Source organism: Micromonospora sp. 15K316 (assembly GCF_004348525.1).
Classification (GTDB): domain Bacteria; phylum Actinomycetota; class Actinomycetes; order Mycobacteriales; family Micromonosporaceae; genus Micromonospora.
Genome location: NZ_SMKG01000140.1, coordinates 1 through 15,547, shown reverse-complemented (window position 1 = coordinate 15,547; position 15,547 = coordinate 1). Strand labels below are relative to the sequence as shown.

19 protein-coding genes are annotated in these 15,547 nt (G+C 74.1%); 8 read left to right on the top strand and 11 right to left on the bottom strand.

The window, feature by feature from the left end:
• Positions 1 to 470: hypothetical protein (locus E1211_RS22465; RefSeq protein ID WP_371686191.1), on the bottom strand; the 470-nt coding region annotated here is incomplete at its 3' end.
• A 30-nt stretch (positions 471 to 500) separates the two neighbouring features.
• A complete protein-coding gene (locus E1211_RS22460) occupies positions 501 to 1,370 on the bottom strand; it encodes a PhzF family phenazine biosynthesis protein (protein ID WP_132350989.1) in 870 nt (289 codons plus the stop codon).
• A 33-nt stretch (positions 1,371 to 1,403) separates the two neighbouring features.
• Between E1211_RS22460 and E1211_RS22455 the strand changes: the two genes are divergently transcribed.
• From E1211_RS22455 to E1211_RS22445, 3 genes are all read left to right on the top strand, one after another.
• A complete protein-coding gene (locus tag E1211_RS22455; protein WP_132350988.1) occupies positions 1,404 to 2,675 on the top strand; it encodes a magnesium transporter MgtE N-terminal domain-containing protein in 1,272 nt (423 codons plus the stop codon).
• A complete protein-coding gene (locus tag E1211_RS22450; protein WP_132350987.1) occupies positions 2,668 to 3,291 on the top strand; it encodes a DUF1003 domain-containing protein in 624 nt (207 codons plus the stop codon). The genes E1211_RS22455 and E1211_RS22450 overlap by 8 nt, the downstream gene beginning before the upstream one ends.
• A 199-nt stretch (positions 3,292 to 3,490) precedes the next feature.
• Complete coding sequence (locus tag E1211_RS22445) at positions 3,491 to 4,639, top strand: P-loop NTPase (protein WP_132350986.1); 1,149 nt, start codon at positions 3,491 to 3,493, stop codon at positions 4,637 to 4,639.
• Between the two features lie 378 nt (positions 4,640 to 5,017).
• On the opposite strand, the gene E1211_RS22440 is transcribed toward E1211_RS22445, so the two are convergent.
• Together E1211_RS22440 and E1211_RS22435 are read right to left on the bottom strand one after the other, a co-directional pair.
• Positions 5,018 to 5,440: a preprotein translocase subunit TatB gene (locus tag E1211_RS22440; protein WP_132350985.1), complete on the bottom strand. Its 423-nt coding sequence runs from the start codon at positions 5,438 to 5,440 to the stop codon at positions 5,018 to 5,020.
• Between the two features lie 76 nt (positions 5,441 to 5,516).
• Positions 5,517 to 6,836: a S1C family serine protease gene (locus tag E1211_RS22435; protein ID WP_207915472.1), complete on the bottom strand. Its 1,320-nt coding sequence runs from the start codon at positions 6,834 to 6,836 to the stop codon at positions 5,517 to 5,519.
• A 295-nt stretch (positions 6,837 to 7,131) separates the two neighbouring features.
• On the opposite strand from E1211_RS22435, the gene E1211_RS22430 reads away from it, so the two are divergent.
• On the top strand, positions 7,132 to 7,704 hold the full coding sequence (locus E1211_RS22430) for an O-methyltransferase (RefSeq protein WP_132350983.1): 573 nt from the start codon (positions 7,132 to 7,134) through the stop codon (positions 7,702 to 7,704).
• 46 nt (positions 7,705 to 7,750) lie between these two features.
• Here E1211_RS22430 and E1211_RS22425 read toward each other — a convergent pair whose 3' ends face one another.
• Together E1211_RS22425 and E1211_RS22420 are read right to left on the bottom strand one after the other, a co-directional pair.
• Positions 7,751 to 9,226: a M17 family metallopeptidase gene (locus E1211_RS22425; RefSeq protein ID WP_132350982.1), complete on the bottom strand. Its 1,476-nt coding sequence runs from the start codon at positions 9,224 to 9,226 to the stop codon at positions 7,751 to 7,753.
• A gap of 134 nt (positions 9,227 to 9,360) precedes the next feature.
• Positions 9,361 to 9,528, bottom strand: a complete 168-nt coding sequence (locus tag E1211_RS22420; RefSeq protein WP_007455245.1) for a DUF3117 domain-containing protein — start codon at positions 9,526 to 9,528, stop codon at positions 9,361 to 9,363.
• A gap of 190 nt (positions 9,529 to 9,718) precedes the next feature.
• Between E1211_RS22420 and E1211_RS22415 the strand changes: the two genes are divergently transcribed.
• Both E1211_RS22415 and E1211_RS22410 read left to right on the top strand, forming a co-directional pair.
• Positions 9,719 to 10,537, top strand: a complete 819-nt coding sequence (locus E1211_RS22415; protein WP_132350981.1) for a PaaX family transcriptional regulator C-terminal domain-containing protein — start codon at positions 9,719 to 9,721, stop codon at positions 10,535 to 10,537.
• A gap of 4 nt (positions 10,538 to 10,541) precedes the next feature.
• Positions 10,542 to 11,333, top strand: a complete 792-nt coding sequence (locus tag E1211_RS22410; protein WP_132350980.1) for an enoyl-CoA hydratase-related protein — start codon at positions 10,542 to 10,544, stop codon at positions 11,331 to 11,333.
• Between the two features lie 28 nt (positions 11,334 to 11,361).
• Here E1211_RS22410 and E1211_RS22405 read toward each other — a convergent pair whose 3' ends face one another.
• The 4 genes from E1211_RS22405 to E1211_RS22390 form a co-directional block, all read right to left on the bottom strand.
• Positions 11,362 to 11,982: a hypothetical protein gene (locus E1211_RS22405; protein ID WP_132350979.1), complete on the bottom strand. Its 621-nt coding sequence runs from the start codon at positions 11,980 to 11,982 to the stop codon at positions 11,362 to 11,364.
• Positions 11,983 to 11,995: 13 nt separating this feature from the next.
• Entirely contained in the window at positions 11,996 to 12,577 is a 582-nt protein-coding gene (locus tag E1211_RS22400) for a DNA-3-methyladenine glycosylase I (RefSeq protein ID WP_132350978.1), read from the bottom strand.
• A gap of 79 nt (positions 12,578 to 12,656) precedes the next feature.
• The gene (locus E1211_RS22395) at positions 12,657 to 13,154 is read right to left on the bottom strand and encodes an SRPBCC family protein (protein WP_132350977.1); all 498 of its coding nucleotides are present in this window, start codon (positions 13,152 to 13,154) and stop codon (positions 12,657 to 12,659) included.
• Positions 13,151 to 13,747, bottom strand: a complete 597-nt coding sequence (locus E1211_RS22390; protein ID WP_132350976.1) for a DivIVA domain-containing protein — start codon at positions 13,745 to 13,747, stop codon at positions 13,151 to 13,153. The genes E1211_RS22395 and E1211_RS22390 overlap by 4 nt, the downstream gene beginning before the upstream one ends.
• Before the next feature lie 151 nt (positions 13,748 to 13,898).
• Here E1211_RS22390 and folP point away from each other — a divergent pair, with 151 nt between their 5' ends.
• Positions 13,899 to 14,768: a dihydropteroate synthase gene (gene folP, locus E1211_RS22385; protein ID WP_132350975.1), complete on the top strand. Its 870-nt coding sequence runs from the start codon at positions 13,899 to 13,901 to the stop codon at positions 14,766 to 14,768.
• A 33-nt stretch (positions 14,769 to 14,801) separates the two neighbouring features.
• On the opposite strand, the gene ndhC is transcribed toward folP, so the two are convergent.
• Positions 14,802 to 15,179 (bottom strand): NADH-quinone oxidoreductase subunit A, encoded by a 378-nt coding sequence (gene ndhC / locus E1211_RS22380; RefSeq protein WP_132350974.1) that lies wholly within the window; start codon positions 15,177 to 15,179, stop codon positions 14,802 to 14,804.
• A gap of 130 nt (positions 15,180 to 15,309) precedes the next feature.
• Here ndhC and E1211_RS22375 point away from each other — a divergent pair.
• The coding region (locus E1211_RS22375; RefSeq protein WP_371686190.1) for a hypothetical protein at positions 15,310 to 15,547 on the top strand (238 nt) is incomplete at its 3' end.

Below are 15,547 nucleotides of genomic sequence, written 5' to 3'. Positions count from 1 at the left end.
CTGCCCACCGGCTCGGCGAGCGAGCCGGTGGGCAGGGCCTCCCCGGAGACCGCGTCGCCGGCCGGCGTGAGCCGGGTCAGCGCGCAGCCCTCGTCGGCCCAGCGCCGCACCAGGTCGGCGCTGGACCCGGGAGCGTTCAGCCGCTTCCCCGCGACCAGCGGGGCGACGGTCTCCCACTCCTCGGTGCCCGGCAGCAGCCGGTCGACGCGGGCCGACCAGGTCACGATCCGGCCGCCGTGGTCACCGCGCATGGTGACGTGCACCTCGGTCGCCTCGGCGAGCCCCGGCGCCGCCTGCTCGCCGGGGCCGCTGACCACGAGCAGCGCGCCCTCCAGCGGAGCGCACCAGAGCCCGCGGGCCGGCTCGCCGGCGACCGTCACCCAGGCCACCGCGGCCTTCTTGATCACCTCATCGACCAGTGGCGTGCCGCGCCGCCCGTCCTCATCCGTCACGACGCCATCCTCCCCCAGCCGATCCGAGTCCGCGTCGCCGTACGCCGTTCAGCCGACGAACGGCGGCACCATGATCTCGCCCCGGGCCACCGGGACGACCTGCCCCGCCACGGTGGTACCGACCGCCGCGCCGTTGGCCGCCGTGACCGTGCAGGCGAGCGAGGAGGGCCGGTTGATCTCGATGCCCTGCCGGACGGTGTAGCGGGAGCGGCCGTCGCCGGGGAGCAGACCGCTGGCCACCAGCCACACGCCGAGGCCCAGCGCCGCCGACCCGGTCGCCGGGTCCTCGGGAACGCCCATGCCGGGCACGAAGACCCGGCTGTGCGCGGTTTGGCCGGCCGCGTCCCAGGAGAAGACGCTCACATGATCCAGTCCGACTCGTTGCGCCGCGGCCGGGTTCACCCGGGCCCGGGCCACCGCGTCGGGGCGGACCGGCAGGTACGGGAACTCCAGCCCGCACCCGGCGACCCGGGGCGCGGGGCCGGCGTGGTCGGCCGCGGTGAGGCCCGCGATCTCCAGCAGCGGCTCCGGGTCCAGCTCCGGACCCAGGGTCGGTACGCCGCCGGTCAACGTCGCCCCGGTCTCGGTGACCTCGATCGGCATGATGCCGGCCGTGCACTCCTGCGCGACCTGCCCCACGGCGAACACGCCCCGCCGGGCCGCCACCACGGCCGCCCCGACACTCGGATGCCCGGCGAACGGCAGCTCGTCCGTCGGGGTGAAGATGCGGGCCCGGTAGGTGGCGCCGGCCTGTGTGGCGGGCAGCACGAACACCGTCTCGGAGAGGTTGAACTCCAGCGCGAGCGCCTGCATCTGCTCGGTGGCCAGGGCTTCGGCACCGAAGACCACGGCGAGCGGGTTACCGGCGAACGGGCGGTCGGTGAAGACGTCCACGATCTCGTAGGACAAGGTCGACATGCTGGTAAACCCTAGGCGCTTAGGCTGGTGGCCGTGACATCGCCGACCCGCGTCTACCTCGCCCGGCTGGCCGGAGTCGCCGTCTTCGATCCGAACGGCGACCTGGTCGGGCGGGTACGCGACGCGGTGGCCCGGCTCCGGCTGACCCAGCGCCCGGAGATCGTGGGCCTGGTCGCCGAGATGCCGATGCGCCGGCGGATCTTCCTCTCCATCAACCGGATCACCTCGATCGACGCGGAAGCCGTCGTGCTCGGCACCGGCACGCTCAACCTGCGTCGCTTCGAGAAGCGCCCGAACGAACTGCTGGTCATCCAGGAGCTGCTGGACCGCCGGGTGCAGCTCGACCCGGGCGGCCAGTCCGGCGCGGTGGTGGACGTGGCGATGGAGTGCAGCCGGGGCGGCGAGTGGGCCCTCACCCGGGTGGCCGTACGCGAGCAGACCGGTCGGCTCGCCCGCCGGGGCCACCTGCACCAGGTCGAGTGGGAGCGGGTACGCGGGCTGACCGGCATCGCCGACGCCCGGGGCACGGCGAACCTGCTCGCCGTGCTGGAGGACATGCGCCCGGCCGACCTGGCGAACGTGCTGCAGGATCTGCCCGACGCGCGGCGCAACGAGGTGGCCGCCGCCCTCGACGACGAGCGGCTGGCCGACGTGCTCAGCGAGCTGCCCGAGCACGACCAGGTGGAGATCCTCGCCGCGCTGGACCGGGAGCGGGCCGCCGACGTGCTGGAGGAGATGGATCCGGACGACGCCGCCGACCTGCTCAACGAGCTGCCCCCGCCGGAGCAGGACGTGCTGCTCGACCTGATGCAGCCGGACGAGGCCGACCCGGTGCGGCAGCTGCTCAAGTACAGCCCCGGCACCGCGGGCAGCGTGATGACCTCCGAGCCGGTCATCATGCCGCCGGACGCCACGGTGGCGGAGGCGCTGGCCCGGATCCGTGAGCCCCAGCTCTCGCCCGCGGTGGCGGCGCAGGTCTTCGTGGCCCGCGCCCCGATGACCACACCGACCGGACGCTACCTGGGCATGGTGCACTTCCAGCGGCTGCTCCGCGAACCGCCGGCCGACCTGCTCGGCGGGGTGGTGGTCAACGACATCGACCCGTTGCAGCCGGCCACCCCGCTGCCGGAGATCACCCGCCGGATGGCCACGTACGACCTGGTCGCCATGCCGGTCATCGACCAGAACAACCGGCTCGTCGGTGCGGTGACGGTCGACGACGTGCTGGACCACTCGCTTCCGCGGGACTGGCGGGACCGGGACGCGATGACGGCCCAGACCGAGACGGACGGTGCCGATGGCTGAGCAGCGGCGGGCGGGCCGGCTCGATCAGCCGCGCGAGCCCCGGGGCGTCAAACTGCCCCGCTTCGACCCGGAGGCCTTCGGCCGCTGGTCGGAGGGGATCGCCCGGAGCATGGGCACCGCCAACTTCATCGTCTACATGACGTTGGTGATCGGGCTCTGGTTCGGCTGGAACACGCTGGCGCCGCCCAGCGTCCGCTTCGACCCGTACACTTTCACCTTCCTCACGCTCGTACTGTCGCTGCAGGCCAGCTACGCGGCCCCGCTCATCCTGCTGGCGCAGAACCGGCAGGCGGACCGGGACCGGGTCGCCCTGGAGGAGGACCGGCGTCGGGCCACCGCGCAGAAGGCGGACACCGAGTACCTGGCCCGGGAGATCGCCGCGCTGCGGATCGCGCTGGGCGAGGTGGCCACCCGGGACTTCGTCCGCACGGAACTGGCCCGGCTGGCCGAGGAACTGGACGAGGCGAACCAGCGCCGGCAGCGACTCGATCGGCGCCAGCAGGGGAAGCCGACCCGTACGGCCGGCAACGAGGGGCTGGCGGAGCCCCGGGACGATCTGGACGGCGACTTCGCGGCGGGCGGGGGCGCGGCGGCCCCGCGCGACTCGACCGGGTGAGGCCGCCGACGGGTCGCGCCCCGGACGCTTGAACGCCGCGCGCCTCAAGGGGCCAGGCGAGCGGCGTTCCGCCTCGATCGTCCCACTTCGTCGGGGGGCCGTCCAGCCCCCGGTCGGGTGGCCGGCGGGGGCCATCGATTCGCTCACACCGCCCCCCGCTGACGCGGCCGCGGATCACCGTCGACGTAGCATTGCGGGCATGTCAGCACCCGCCAGCACCGTCGAGGACGCGATCCAGGCCGCCCTGGCCACGGTCAACGACCCGGAGATCCGCCGGCCCATCACCGAGCTGGACATGGTCCGCTCCGCGGTGATCGGCACGGACGGCGTGGTACGGGTCGAGCTGCTGCTCACCGTCGCCGGCTGCCCGCTCAAGGACAAACTGCGCGCGGACATCACCGCCGCGGTCGCCGCGGTGCCCGGCGTGACGGGTGTGCAGATCGAGTTCGGGGTGATGAGCCCCGAGCAGCGCCAGTCGCTGCAGGCGAAGCTGCGCGGCGGCACGGCCACCGCCGAGCCGGTGATCCCGTTCGCCCAGCCCGGCTCCCGCACCCGGGTCTACGCGGTGGCCAGCGGCAAGGGCGGCGTCGGCAAGTCCAGCGTCACGGTCAACCTGGCGGCGGCGCTGGCCGCGCGGGGGCTCTCCGTCGGCGTCGTCGACGCGGACATCTACGGGCACTCGGTGCCCCGGATGCTCGGCGCGGACGGCCTCCCGACCCGGGTCGAAGACATGATCATGCCGCCGCAGGCGCACGGCGTGAAGGTCATCTCGATCGGCATGTTCACCGCCGGCAACGCGGCAGTGGTGTGGCGCGGCCCGATGCTGCACCGGGCGTTGCAGCAGTTCCTCGCGGACGTCTACTGGGGCGACCTGGACGTGCTCCTGCTCGACCTGCCCCCGGGCACCGGCGACGTGGCCATCTCGCTGGCCCAGCTGCTGCCCAACTCGGAGATCCTCGTGGTGACCACCCCGCAGGCCGCCGCCGCCGAGGTGGCGGAGCGGGCCGGCGCGATCGCGTTGCAGACCCACCAGCGGGTGGTCGGTGTGATCGAGAACATGTCCTGGCTGGAGCTGCCCGACGGCTCCCGGATGGAGATCTTCGGCTCCGGCGGCGGGCAGACCGTGGCCGAGTCGCTGAGCCGGACCATCGGCGCCCAGGTGCCGCTGCTCGGGCAGATCCCGCTCGACACCCGGGTACGTGAGGCCGGCGACGCGGGCGACCCGATCGTGCTGGCCGCGCCGGAGTCGCCCGCCGCGGCGGCGCTGGGCCAGGTGGCCGACCGGCTCGCCGTCCGGCGTGAGTCGCTGCTGGGCAAGCCGCTCGGCCTCAAGCCCGCCGGCCGCTGACACCTGCGGCACGCCACAACCCTGGCCCCGGCCCCGGCCCCGGCCCTGGGCCGTGGGCCGTGGCAGCCTGGCGGCGGCCGCTGCCCCGCCGACCCGGGGTCTCGGGTGCCTCTCGCTCGCCGACGACTGTGTCCAGGTGCGCGCCTTCGGAGCTGATGTCGTAGCCGATTCACGGCGCGTGGCGGCTCGGCGGGCGCGCTGAGTAGCCGCTGCCCTGCGCCGCAGCGGTCGCGTGATGGCGTGAACGACTCAGCTCCAAAGGGCGCGAACCCCGAGCATCAGCCTCCCCCGGCAGCTACGGCCGCGAGGCGGTCCCGACCGTGCTGACAACGATCCGGCGCTACTCCGGGCCGTCCCGGCCGGGCCGAGCGGGTGAGGTCAGGTGGCGTCGTCGTAGCTGACGCGCTGGGCGGGCGCCGAAGAGGCGCTCTCCGTGGCGGTGGACGTACGGCCGTTCGACCGCGGGTCGGCGGCGTTCGCCACATCCTTCAGTTCGCTGTGCACGCCGGTGACGTCCGCGCGCAGGTTGTCGTAGACGCCCTGCAGGGGCTTCCGGATCGCCTGCTCGTCCTCCTCGCTGAGCAGGTGCTTGCGGATGAACGCCTTCGGGTGCAGATCCTCGAGCTGGATGTCGGTGCCGAGCTCCTTGCTCAGGTCGGTGGTGGCGCTGCGCGCCATGTTGCGCAGGTTGCGCACCATCCGCAGCCCGTCGTTGATGACCGTGGGCAGCCGGTCGCCGAAGATCAGCAGCGCCAGGAGCAGCAGCGCACCGATCTCCCACCAGTTCAGGTTGTCGAGCATCCTGCGGGTCCCCTCTCGGCGTCAGGAGCAAGACTACGCACGGCGGGGGCGGGCCGGGGAGGGGGTGAGAAGGTGTTCACTTTGCGTCCGCGGCCAACGTCACCGAGGCGTTCTGCCTGCTCGACCCCCGGCGGTACTCGACCGTGACGACGGAACCGGGGGCGAACTTGCGGACCAGTGCGATCAGGTCGCTCGGCTCGGTCATCGGCCGCCCGTTCAGCCGCATGACCACGTCACCGGCCCGCAGCCCCGCCGCCTGGGCCGGGCCGGAGGGCTCGATCGACTCGAGACGTACGCCGCCGCCGGGAACGGCGGCGTTCGGCCCGCCCACCTGGGCGCCGATCACCGTACGCCGGGCCTTGCCGGTGCCGATGATGTCCTGGGTCACCCGCTTCGCCTGGTTGATCGGGATGGCGAAGGCGAGACCGATGTTGCCCGCCTCCTGCCCCTCCGACACCAACGACTTGATCGTGGAGTTCACCCCGATCACCCGGCCCGCCGAGTCGACCAGCGGACCGCCGGAGTTGCCGTGGTTGACCGCGGCGTCGGTCTGGATCGCCGCGTAGTAGCGGACCGGCCCGCCCGGCTCCCCGGCCTGCATCGTCCGGTCCAGGGCGCTCACGATGCCCGCGGTCACCGTGTTCGTCAGCGAGAGGGGCGAACCGATGGCGAGCACCGGATCGCCCACCGCCAGCGCGTCGGAGTCGCCGAACTCCACAGGCCGCAGGCCGGAGCGCTCCACCTTGATGACGGCGATGTCCGACTCCGGATCCTGACCGACCAGCTTCGCCGGGGACGAGGTGCCGTCGTTGAAGATCACCGAGGCCCGGCCGGTGCCGCCGGCCACCACGTGGTCGTTGGTGATCACGTGCCCGTCGGCGCTCGCGACGAAGCCGGAGCCCTCGCTCGTCCCGCCGAGGCTGCTCACCCGGATGGTCACCACGCTGGGCAGCACCCGCTCGGCGACCGCGGCCAGGGACTCCGGCCGGCGCTGGGCGAGCGCGGGCGCCTGGCCCGGTTCGGCGCCGAGCACCGTGCCGCCGCCCACCCCGCCGCGCACCGCCAGCGCGTAACCGAGAGCGCCGCCGAGGGCACCCGCGAGCAGCGCGGTGACCAGCGGGACGAGGAGCAGCTGACGGAGCTTCGGTCGACCGGGCGCGTCCGGATCGCTCACCGGTTCGGGCTCCGTACCGGCGGCGTTCCCCAGCGGGACGATCACCGCCGCCGGCGCCGCCGGGTCCCGCCACGGATCGGCGAGCGCGTCGGACCACCAGGGCGACGCGGGGTGTCCCGGCGTCGCGGCCGGCGGGCCGCCTGCCACCGGCGGTGCCGCTGACGCCGGAGTATCACCGGGCCGGCGCCAGTCCCAGCCGTCGGTCACGTTGGTGCCTCCCAGTCCGTCCCCCGGGCCCCGCGTCTCGCGACCACGACAAGCGCGTCGGCCGCGGCTGACGGGACACCGCTTCCAGGATTGCACGGATGTCCGGGTTGGGGTCAGCGGTTGTCGTCGTGATCGCGCGGGCGGGACGCGCGGCTGCACGTACGGAGGGTCCGCTCTAGGCTCATAGCCGCGAGCCCACCCCTCGCACCACTTCGCCGCCCGGAGGTGCCCCATCGCCACGGTCGCCGGTTCCGGCAGTTCCACGAACCCGGCCCTGCACTTCGCCGAGTCGTACGTCACCGAGGACCTCGTGCTCCGCACCGCCCGCAGCCTGGCCCGCGAGGTGGGTCTCGATGCGGTGACCCCCGGCGCGGGTGCCGCGCTGCGCCTGCTCGCCGCCGCCGGCAACGCCCGGGCGGTGGTCGAGATCGGCACCGGCACCGGGGTGAGTGGCGTCTGGCTACTGCGCGGAATGCGCGCGGACGGCGTGCTCACCACCATCGACGTCGAGGTGGAGCATCAGCGGATCGCCCGGCGGATCTTCACCGAGGCGGGCTTCGCGGCCGGCCGTACCCGGATCATCACCGGCCGCGCCTTCGACGTGCTGCCGCGGCTCGCGGACGGCGCCTACGACCTGCTCTTCGTCGACGCCGAGGTGACCGGTTTCCACGCCTGCGTCGAGGCGGCGCTGCGGCTGCTGCGCCCCGGCGGCGTCCTCGTACTCAACGGGGTGCTGGCCGGCGGCCGGATCGGCGACCCGGCCGCCCGGGACGCGGAGACGGTGACGGTCCGGGAGACGATCAAGGCGATCCGGGAGTCGGAGCACTGGATCCCGGCCCTGTTGCCGGCCGGGCACGGGCTGCTCGCCGCCGTCAAGTGCTGACCGCCCCGGCGGGCCGTCGGTCCGCCGGGGCCGTCCGCCACCCCGGTCAGTCGAGCGTCGCCAGCCAGCGCAGCAGCGACCGTACGCCCCACCCGGTCGCGCCCTTCGCCAGCTCCGCGTCGTCCGCGTCCGCCCAGGACGGCGCCGACATGTCCACGTGCACCCAACGGTCCCGCAGGTGGTCGGTGAACTCGCGCAGGTAGAGCGCGGCGAGCACCGATCCGGCCCCCTGCGTCGGCGCGCTGAACAGGTCCGCCACCTCGCTGCCCAGGTACTCGACGTACTCCGTCGGCAGCGGCATCCGCCAGGCCTGCTCCCCGGCCGCCTCGACGGCGGCGAGGAAGCCGCCGGCCAGGTCGTCGTTCTCGCTGTAGAGGGCGGCGGTGCGCTTGCCCAGCGCCACCGCGTTCGCGCCGGTCAGCGTGGCCAGGTCGACCAGCACGTCCGGCTTGAGTTCCCGCACCGCGTAGCTGATCGCGTCGGCGAGGACGAGGCGTCCCTCGGCGTCGGAGTTGGTGGTCTCGCTGGTGACCCCGCCGTAGTGGCGGACGACGTCGCCGGGGCGGAACGCGGACCCGCTCACCGCGTTCTCGGCGAGGGGGGCCAGGGTGGTGACCCGGACGGGCAGCCGCAGCGCGGCCGCGCCGAGGGTGGCGGCGACCACCGCGGCGGCCCCGCCCATGTCCTTGCGCATCAGCTTCATCGCCGGCACGGGCTTGATCGAGATGCCGCCGGTGTCGAAGGTGATGCCCTTGCCGACCAGCACCACGTGGGTACGCGCGCCGGCCGGGTGCCAGTCCAGCTCGACCAGGCGCGGAGTGCTCGCCGAGCCACCGCCGACGGCGAGGATGCCGCCGAAGCCCTCGGCCGCCAGCTCGGCCGGCCCGCGTACCCGCAGGTGCAGGTCCGGCGTTCCGTCGGCCCGCTCCGCGACCTGTGAAGCGAACCACTCCGGGTTCTTCACCGAGGAGGGCATGTTGGTGAGGTCGCGGGCCAGCCGGGTCACCCGGGCCGTGGTGCGGGCGGTCTCGACCACCGCCAGATGGTCGTCCGGATCGGTGACCACGAGATCCACCCCGGCCAGCGCGGGCGCCTCACCGGCGTCGGTGAGCCGGAACCGGTAGGAGGCGAGCAGCAGCCCCTCGCAGAGCCCCCGCACCGCGACCGGGGAGGCGTCGGCCGGGAGCACGACTGTGGCGTGCCGCTCGTCGGCGACCGTCCGGGCGATCGCCGCGCCGGCCCGCCGCCAGCCCGCCTCGTCCGCGTCGCCCACCCCGGCCAGGACCAGCAGGCCCGGGCTGTGCCCCGGGCGGAGATGGGTCCGGGTCTCGCCGGCCCGACCGGTGAGCCGTGCGGCCCCCACCAGCGCGGCGGCCTCGTCGGCGACGCCGTCGGGCAGCGTGGCTGCGGTCGGGATCGGGATGGTCGGCGCGTCGCCGCCCTCCGCGTCTGCGGCCGGTCGGACGGGCAGGACGAGTGTGTCGAGCCGGTCGGGCTCGGCGAACAGACGGATGGCGAGCACGCGGAACCGTACCTCCAGGAAATCTCTCGATGCGGGGCGTTCCGCACCGGTGAAGCCCTGAGCCACCGGCCGGGCCGGTGGCTCAGGGTATGACGAACCGTCGGGACGGCGGCGCCGCCCAGATCGTTTCTCGATCAGCCGGCGGCCGCCTTCAGCGCGTCACCGAGCGCGTTGGCCTCGTCTGGAGTCATCTCGACGACGAGCCGGCCACCGCCTTCCAGCGGGACCCGCATGACGATGCCCCGGCCCTCCTTGGTGACTTCCAGCGGACCGTCGCCCGTCCGCGGCTTCATCGCCGCCATGTTGTCTCCCCTCAGACCTACACCAGGGTCGGTGGGTTGCCCCACAGCCACTTCCTCACGACCACCCGCAATCATCGCGGAGGCGTCGACCAACGATTTTCCCTGATGAACACCGCCGGACCCAAACCGAAGCAGCATTGATGTAACAGCATCTAGCTTATCTTGAGAAGGCCTGTCACAATGTGCGGTCATGCAGGCACGGTCGGCACTCTTCGACCTGTACGGCGACCACCTCCGGGCGAGGGGTGGCCGGGCACCGGTGGCCGCCCTGGTCAAGCTGCTGGCGCCGCTGGGCATCGCCCCGCCGGCCGTCCGCACCGCGGTCTCCCGGATGGTCCGCCAGGGCTGGCTCGACCCACTCAAACTCGCGTCCGGGCCGGGCTACTCGATCACTCCCAAGGCGGCGCGGCGACTCGACGAGGCGGCCGCCCGGATCTACCGGACGGGGCGGATCGGCTGGGACAACCGGTTCGACCTGCTCGTGCTGGAGGCCCCGACCTCACGCCGGGAACGCCAACGACTCGCCGCGAACCTGACCTTCCTCGGCTACGGGACGCTCGACGAGTGCACCTGGGTGGCGACCCGCCCGGGCGAGGACGTGGACGTCCTGCTCAGCGAGGCGGGGGTGCGGTACGAGCGGTTCACCGCGACGCACGCCGCCGGCACCCCGGGCGCCATGGCCGTGGTACGCCGCGCCTGGGACCTCACCGAGATCGGCCGGGCGTACGAGCAGTTCGTGGCCGAGCAACGACCCGCGATCGCCAGGGTGACCGTACGCAGCGGCGACGAGGAGGCGTACGCCGCCCGGTTCCGGCTGGTGCACGCGTGGCGTACCTTCCTGTTCCGGGACCCGCAACTGCCCCCCGCGCTGCTTCCGGAGCGCTGGCCCGGCACCGCCGCCGCCAGCTTCTTCGACCGGCACGCGACCCGGCTGCGCCCCGCCGCCGACCGGTACGTCGAGAGGTGCCTCGACGCCGGCAACCGCATCGCCCGACAGAAGGGTCGTTAGACACGTGACCGAGCCGCTGCTCGTCGACCGGACCGACGCCGTCGTCACGCTGACGCTGAACCGCCCGAAGGCGATGAACGCGTTCGACGTGGCGCTGAAGGAGGCGCTCCGGGAGGTCCTGGCCGAACTGGAGACCGACCGCAGCTGCCGGGCCGTGGTGCTCGCCGGGGCGGGCGGCTCGTTCAGCGCCGGGCAGGACCTGCGCGAGCACGTGGCCACTCTGGAATCCGCCGGCGGCGATCCGCTCTCCACCGTCGGGGCGCACTACAACCCGATCGCCGCTCGGCTCGCCAACCTGCCGAAGCCGGTGGTGGCGGCGGTGCGCGGGATGGCCGCCGGGGCCGGCGCCTCGCTGGCCTTCCTGGCCGACATCCGGGTCGGCGGTCCCAGCACCAGCTTCCTGATGGCGTTCGCGAAGGTCGGGCTCGCTGCCGACACCGGCGCCTCGTGGACGCTGCCCCGGCTGGTCGGTCACGCCAAGGCGGTCGAGCTGCTGATGCTCGCCGAGCCGGTACGCGCCGAGGAGGCCTGCCGGCTCGGGCTGCTCAACCGCCTGGTCGACGACGACGAGCAGGTGCTGCCGGCGGCGCAGGAGCTGGCCGCGCGGCTGGCGGCCGGGCCGACGGTGGCGTACGGGGCGATCAAGCGACAGCTCTCCATCGCCGACGCCGGCACCCTCGCCGACGCGCTCGCGGCCGAGGCTCAGGCGCAGAGCATCTGCGGCGCCACGGCCGACCACCGGGCGGCCACCATGGCCTTCGTCGCCAAGGAGCGGCCGGTCTTCGAGGGACGCTGAGCGGGCGACGGCCCGATCACGGCCGGGTTCAGTCGTCCTCCTCCGGATCCTGGTTGGCCTCGACCCCGAGCACGAACGCCTGCATGGCGAGCTCGTCACCGGCGGGCGAGACGAAGGCGGGCAGCTCCCGTGGGCCCAGCTCCTGCACGTACGACCAGAAGAGGCGGACCGCCTCGGCCGGCGAGTCGGCCTCGATCGGCAGATCGAGGCCGACCAGCCAGGTGCGTCGCGGCGGCGGCGGGCCGAGCCGCTCGGCGAGCGCCCGGTGGACCGCCGGGTCGAGCGGGGTGACCGGCCCGACGGGAGCGAGCTGACCGGCCGGCAGCGGCTCGTCGAACACCCGCCGGGTGTACGTCACCACGAGGGCCGCCTCCCGGTCGGACTGCGGATCGTCCGGGTCGTCGGGGTGGGCACCGGTGGACGCGGCGACGCGGCCGAGCGCCACCACCCGCACCGGCTCGTCGATCAGCACCACCACGTCGTCGCCGGGGCGGGGGCGGACGCTCTCGTCCAGGCCGGTCAGTTCGAGCGTGTCGTGGTGCACCAGCCGCTCGGCGTCGTAGCGGCCGGCGGGCAGCAGGACGGCCCAGGCGCCGGCGCTGGCCGCCCGGCTCGTCCCGTCCGCCCGGTGCGCGGTGTCGGTCGTCATGCCCCCCATCCCATCACGCCGTGCCGGTCGGCTCGACGTGGCAGCCGTCGAGGTGGTCGTCGACCATCCCGGTGGCCTGCATCAGCGCGTACGCCGTGGTCGGACCGACGAACCGGAAGCCGCGCTTCTTGAGCGCCTTGGCCATCGCCGTCGACTCGGGTGTGATCGCCGGTACCTCGGCGAAGGAGGCCGGCCGGGCCGGCCGGGGGGCCGGGGCGAACGACCAGAGCAGCGCGGAGATCCCCTCGGGCAACTCGGCCGCCGCCCGCGCGTTCGCGATCGCGGCCTCGATCTTGGCACGGTTGCGGACGATGCCGGCGTCGGCCAGCAGCCGGGTCACCTCGGCCTCGCCGTAGCCGGCCACGGTCGGGATCCGGAACTCGTCGAAGGCCAGCCGGAAGGCGGGACGCTTGCGCAGGATGGTCAGCCAGGAGAGCCCGGACTGGAACGCCTCGAGCGTCATCCGCTCGTAGAGCGCGTCGTCGCCGTGCAGTGGCTGCCCCCACTCGGTGTCGTGGTAGGCGGCGTAGTCGGGGGTGCTCGCTCCCCAGGCGCAGCGCGGTAACCCGTCGGCGCCGATCACCAGGTCAGTCACGTCGCCCACGCTAGGCCAGACCTCCGACAGCCCGTCACCCACGGCCGGCGGGCCGCCGCACGACGCGGCCGCCCGCGGGTCAGGGCAGCCGACCCTGCTCGACCAGGCGACCGAACCGCCGCAGCGCCCGGGTCAGCCCGAGCTTGGAGCCGGGCCACACCACCGGCCAGGCGACCCGACCGGCCGTGCCACCGGGCAGGTGGAACCACTCGTGCCAGACCACCTGCGTCCGGTCCCGCGCCAGCGGGGTGCAGCGCAGCACGCCCGGCCCGCGCAGCAGCGGACCGCAGTGCACCACCCCGATCTCGTACGGCTCGTCGACGCGGACCACCCGCATCTCGTCCCGGAGTTCGGCGGGGCCGAGCGCGGTCAGCGCCTCGACGAGGCTCCCCTCGCGGCCGTCACCCTCGACCACCCGCACCCGGGTGAACGGGATCCAGTCGGACTGCCGCTCCCAGGCGAGCAGCGCGGCGAAGACCCGTTCCGCCGGGGCGTCGACGATGACCGTCGCGGTCACCTCGCCGGCGCCCGGCTGGGCCGCCTCGGGCAGATCCTCCCCGCGCTGCTCTGCCGTCACACCGGCTCCGAGCGCACCACCGGACCGGGCCCACCGGGGCCGTCGGCCGGCTTGCTGCGGGCGGGCGTCGAATCGTCCGGGTCGGCCCGGGTGGGGCCGAGGAAGCTGGTCCCGCCGGGCGCGGGGCCGTCGGCGGGGACGAAGGGCTCGGCGCTGCCGACCGCCACGTCCGCCGGCCCGTCCGGGCGGTCGCCGCCGGGCACGGCCACGATCCCGGTCGAGGTCGGGGCGCCCACGGCGGACTGTTCGCGCGCCCGCCGCAGGGTCTCCGCGTCCGCCGTCCGGCCCTCCCGCAACGCGGCGACCTCCGCTTCCAGCACACCGATCAATTCGGACTTGTAGCCGAGGTCGTAGGCGGCGCGACGCAACGCCCGATCGACCTGGGCCATCTGGTACCCACGCAGCACGGTGTCGAACCGGATCTCCTCGACGTCCGTCTCGCGCAGCGGACGGTCGCCCGGCAGCGGCACGGCGCGTCCGTCCGGCTCGGCCGGCGCCAGCCCCGGATCACGACCGGTGACCAGCACCGTCACCCCGAAGACCACCGCCGCGACGGTCAACGCCACGACCAGCATGAGCAGAACCTGACCCATGCACAGATCGTGGCATGCCGAACGATCCGGAGCGAGCCCGCCACCGACGCCCGGCCGACGGACCGTGCGGACGCCGCGCGGGCGGACCGGTTAGCGTCGGGACCGGCCGGTGCGGGGAACTCCCGTGGGGCTCGGGGTGAGGGAGGCGGCAATGGCCGGGGAGCTGCGGCTCGGTGGGCGGAGGTTCGCCCCGGGTGAGCTGGTGGTGATGGCGATCGTCAACCGCACACCGGACTCGTTCTTCGACCGGGGGGCGACGTTCGAGGCGGAGAGCGCGCTGCGGGCGGTGGAGCGTGCGGTGACCGAGGGCGCCGAGATCATCGACATCGGCGGGGTGAAGGCCGGTCCCGGCGCCGAGGTGGACGTCACCGAGGAGATCCGTCGTACGGTCGGCACCATCGCCGCCGTCCGCGCCGCCTTCCCCGACGTGGTGATCTCCATCGACACGTGGCGGGCGGAGGTCGCCGTGGAGGCGGTCGCCGCCGGGGCCGACCTGCTCAACGACACCTGGTCCGGCGCGGACCCGGCGCTGGCCCGGGTCGCCGCGGAGACCGGCGCCGGGCTCGTCTGCTCGCACGCCGGCGGGCTGGCGCCCCGGACCCGCCCGCACCGGGCCGCCTTCGACGACGTCGTGGGCGACGTGATCGCCACGGTGACCGGGCTCGCGGAACGGGCGGTCGGTTTGGGGGTACGCCCCGACGGGATCCTGATCGACCCGGCGCACGACTTCGGCAAGAACACCCGGCACTCGCTGGAGATCACCCGCCGGCTGGACGAGCTGACCGCGACCGGCTGGCCGCTGCTGGTCGCGCTCTCGAACAAGGACTTCGTCGGGGAGACGCTGGACCTGCCGGTCGGTGAGCGGCTGGAGGGCACCCTCGCCGCGACCGCCGTCTCCGCCTGGCTGGGCGCCCGGGTGTTCCGGGCCCACCAGGTGCGCCCCACCCGCCGGGTGCTCGACATGGTCGCCTCGATCCGCGGCGATCGCCCACCGGTGGCGACCCGGCGCGGCCTCGCCTGAGCCGCCGGGGAGCGCCGTGGCGACCTGTCGTGCTCAGGTCCAGCGCAGGATGTCGCGGCGCCAGGCGTAGAGGATGCCGAGCGCCAGCACCGCTACGAAGATCGCCATCTCGACGACCGTGACCAGGCCGAAGCCCGGCCGGTCGAAGACGACGGCCCAGGGGAAGAGGAACACCGCCTCGACCGCGAAGAGGACGTAGAGGTACGCGTACACGTAGTAGCGGATCTGCATCTGCGCCCAGTCGCCGCCGACCGGATCGATCCCGGACTCGTAGCTCGTCCGCTTGCCGGCCGGCTCGGCGGGGCGCGCCGGGCGCAGCACCCGGTTGGCCGTGAACGCCGCCACGAAGAAGAGCGCGCCGACGAGCAGTAGGAGCCCGAGCGTCGCGTACGAGCCCAGGTAACCGTCCACGGTCGGCAGCCTACCGCCCGGCCGACTGGCCGGTACCGGACACGTTACGAATTTGTTTCCGGGTGGGACTGGTGCGCTCCGACAACCAAACCGACGATGGGACCCCCGATCCGTTGTCACCGGAGGTCCGATGGCCAGCGTGGACGAACCACCCGGACGCCGGGTGCCGGGCCGGCGAGCCGTGCCCGCGCTCGGCATGTCCGTCGCGCTCTGCGCGCTGGCCTCCCTCGCCGTCCTGCCGGTTCCGGCCGTTCCCGCCACCCCGGCGCCCCGCCCGGTCGCGGCACTCACCGACCCCGGCGAGCAGGGCGGCGAGCCGCCGACGGCGGAGCCGACCGGAACCGACCCGGCGCCCACCACCGCACCAC

Excerpts from the sequence above, each read along its gene's own strand:
- E1211_RS22460 (WP_132350989.1), bottom strand. The coding sequence starts at position 1,370 with ATGTCGACCTTGTCCTACGAGATCGTGGACGTCTTCACCGACCGCCCG.
- E1211_RS22450 (WP_132350987.1), top strand. The coding sequence starts at position 2,668 with ATGGCTGAGCAGCGGCGGGCGGGCCGGCTCGATCAGCCGCGCGAGCCC.
- E1211_RS22445 (WP_132350986.1), top strand. The coding sequence starts at position 3,491 with ATGTCAGCACCCGCCAGCACCGTCGAGGACGCGATCCAGGCCGCCCTG.
- E1211_RS22440 (WP_132350985.1), bottom strand. The coding sequence starts at position 5,440 with ATGCTCGACAACCTGAACTGGTGGGAGATCGGTGCGCTGCTGCTCCTG.
- E1211_RS22420 (WP_007455245.1), bottom strand. The coding sequence starts at position 9,528 with ATGGCGGCGATGAAGCCGCGGACGGGCGACGGTCCGCTGGAAGTCACC.
- E1211_RS22415 (WP_132350981.1), top strand. The coding sequence starts at position 9,719 with ATGCAGGCACGGTCGGCACTCTTCGACCTGTACGGCGACCACCTCCGG.
- E1211_RS22405 (WP_132350979.1), bottom strand. The coding sequence starts at position 11,982 with ATGACGACCGACACCGCGCACCGGGCGGACGGGACGAGCCGGGCGGCC.
- E1211_RS22390 (WP_132350976.1), bottom strand. The coding sequence starts at position 13,747 with ATGGGTCAGGTTCTGCTCATGCTGGTCGTGGCGTTGACCGTCGCGGCG.
- folP (WP_132350975.1), top strand. The coding sequence starts at position 13,899 with ATGGCCGGGGAGCTGCGGCTCGGTGGGCGGAGGTTCGCCCCGGGTGAG.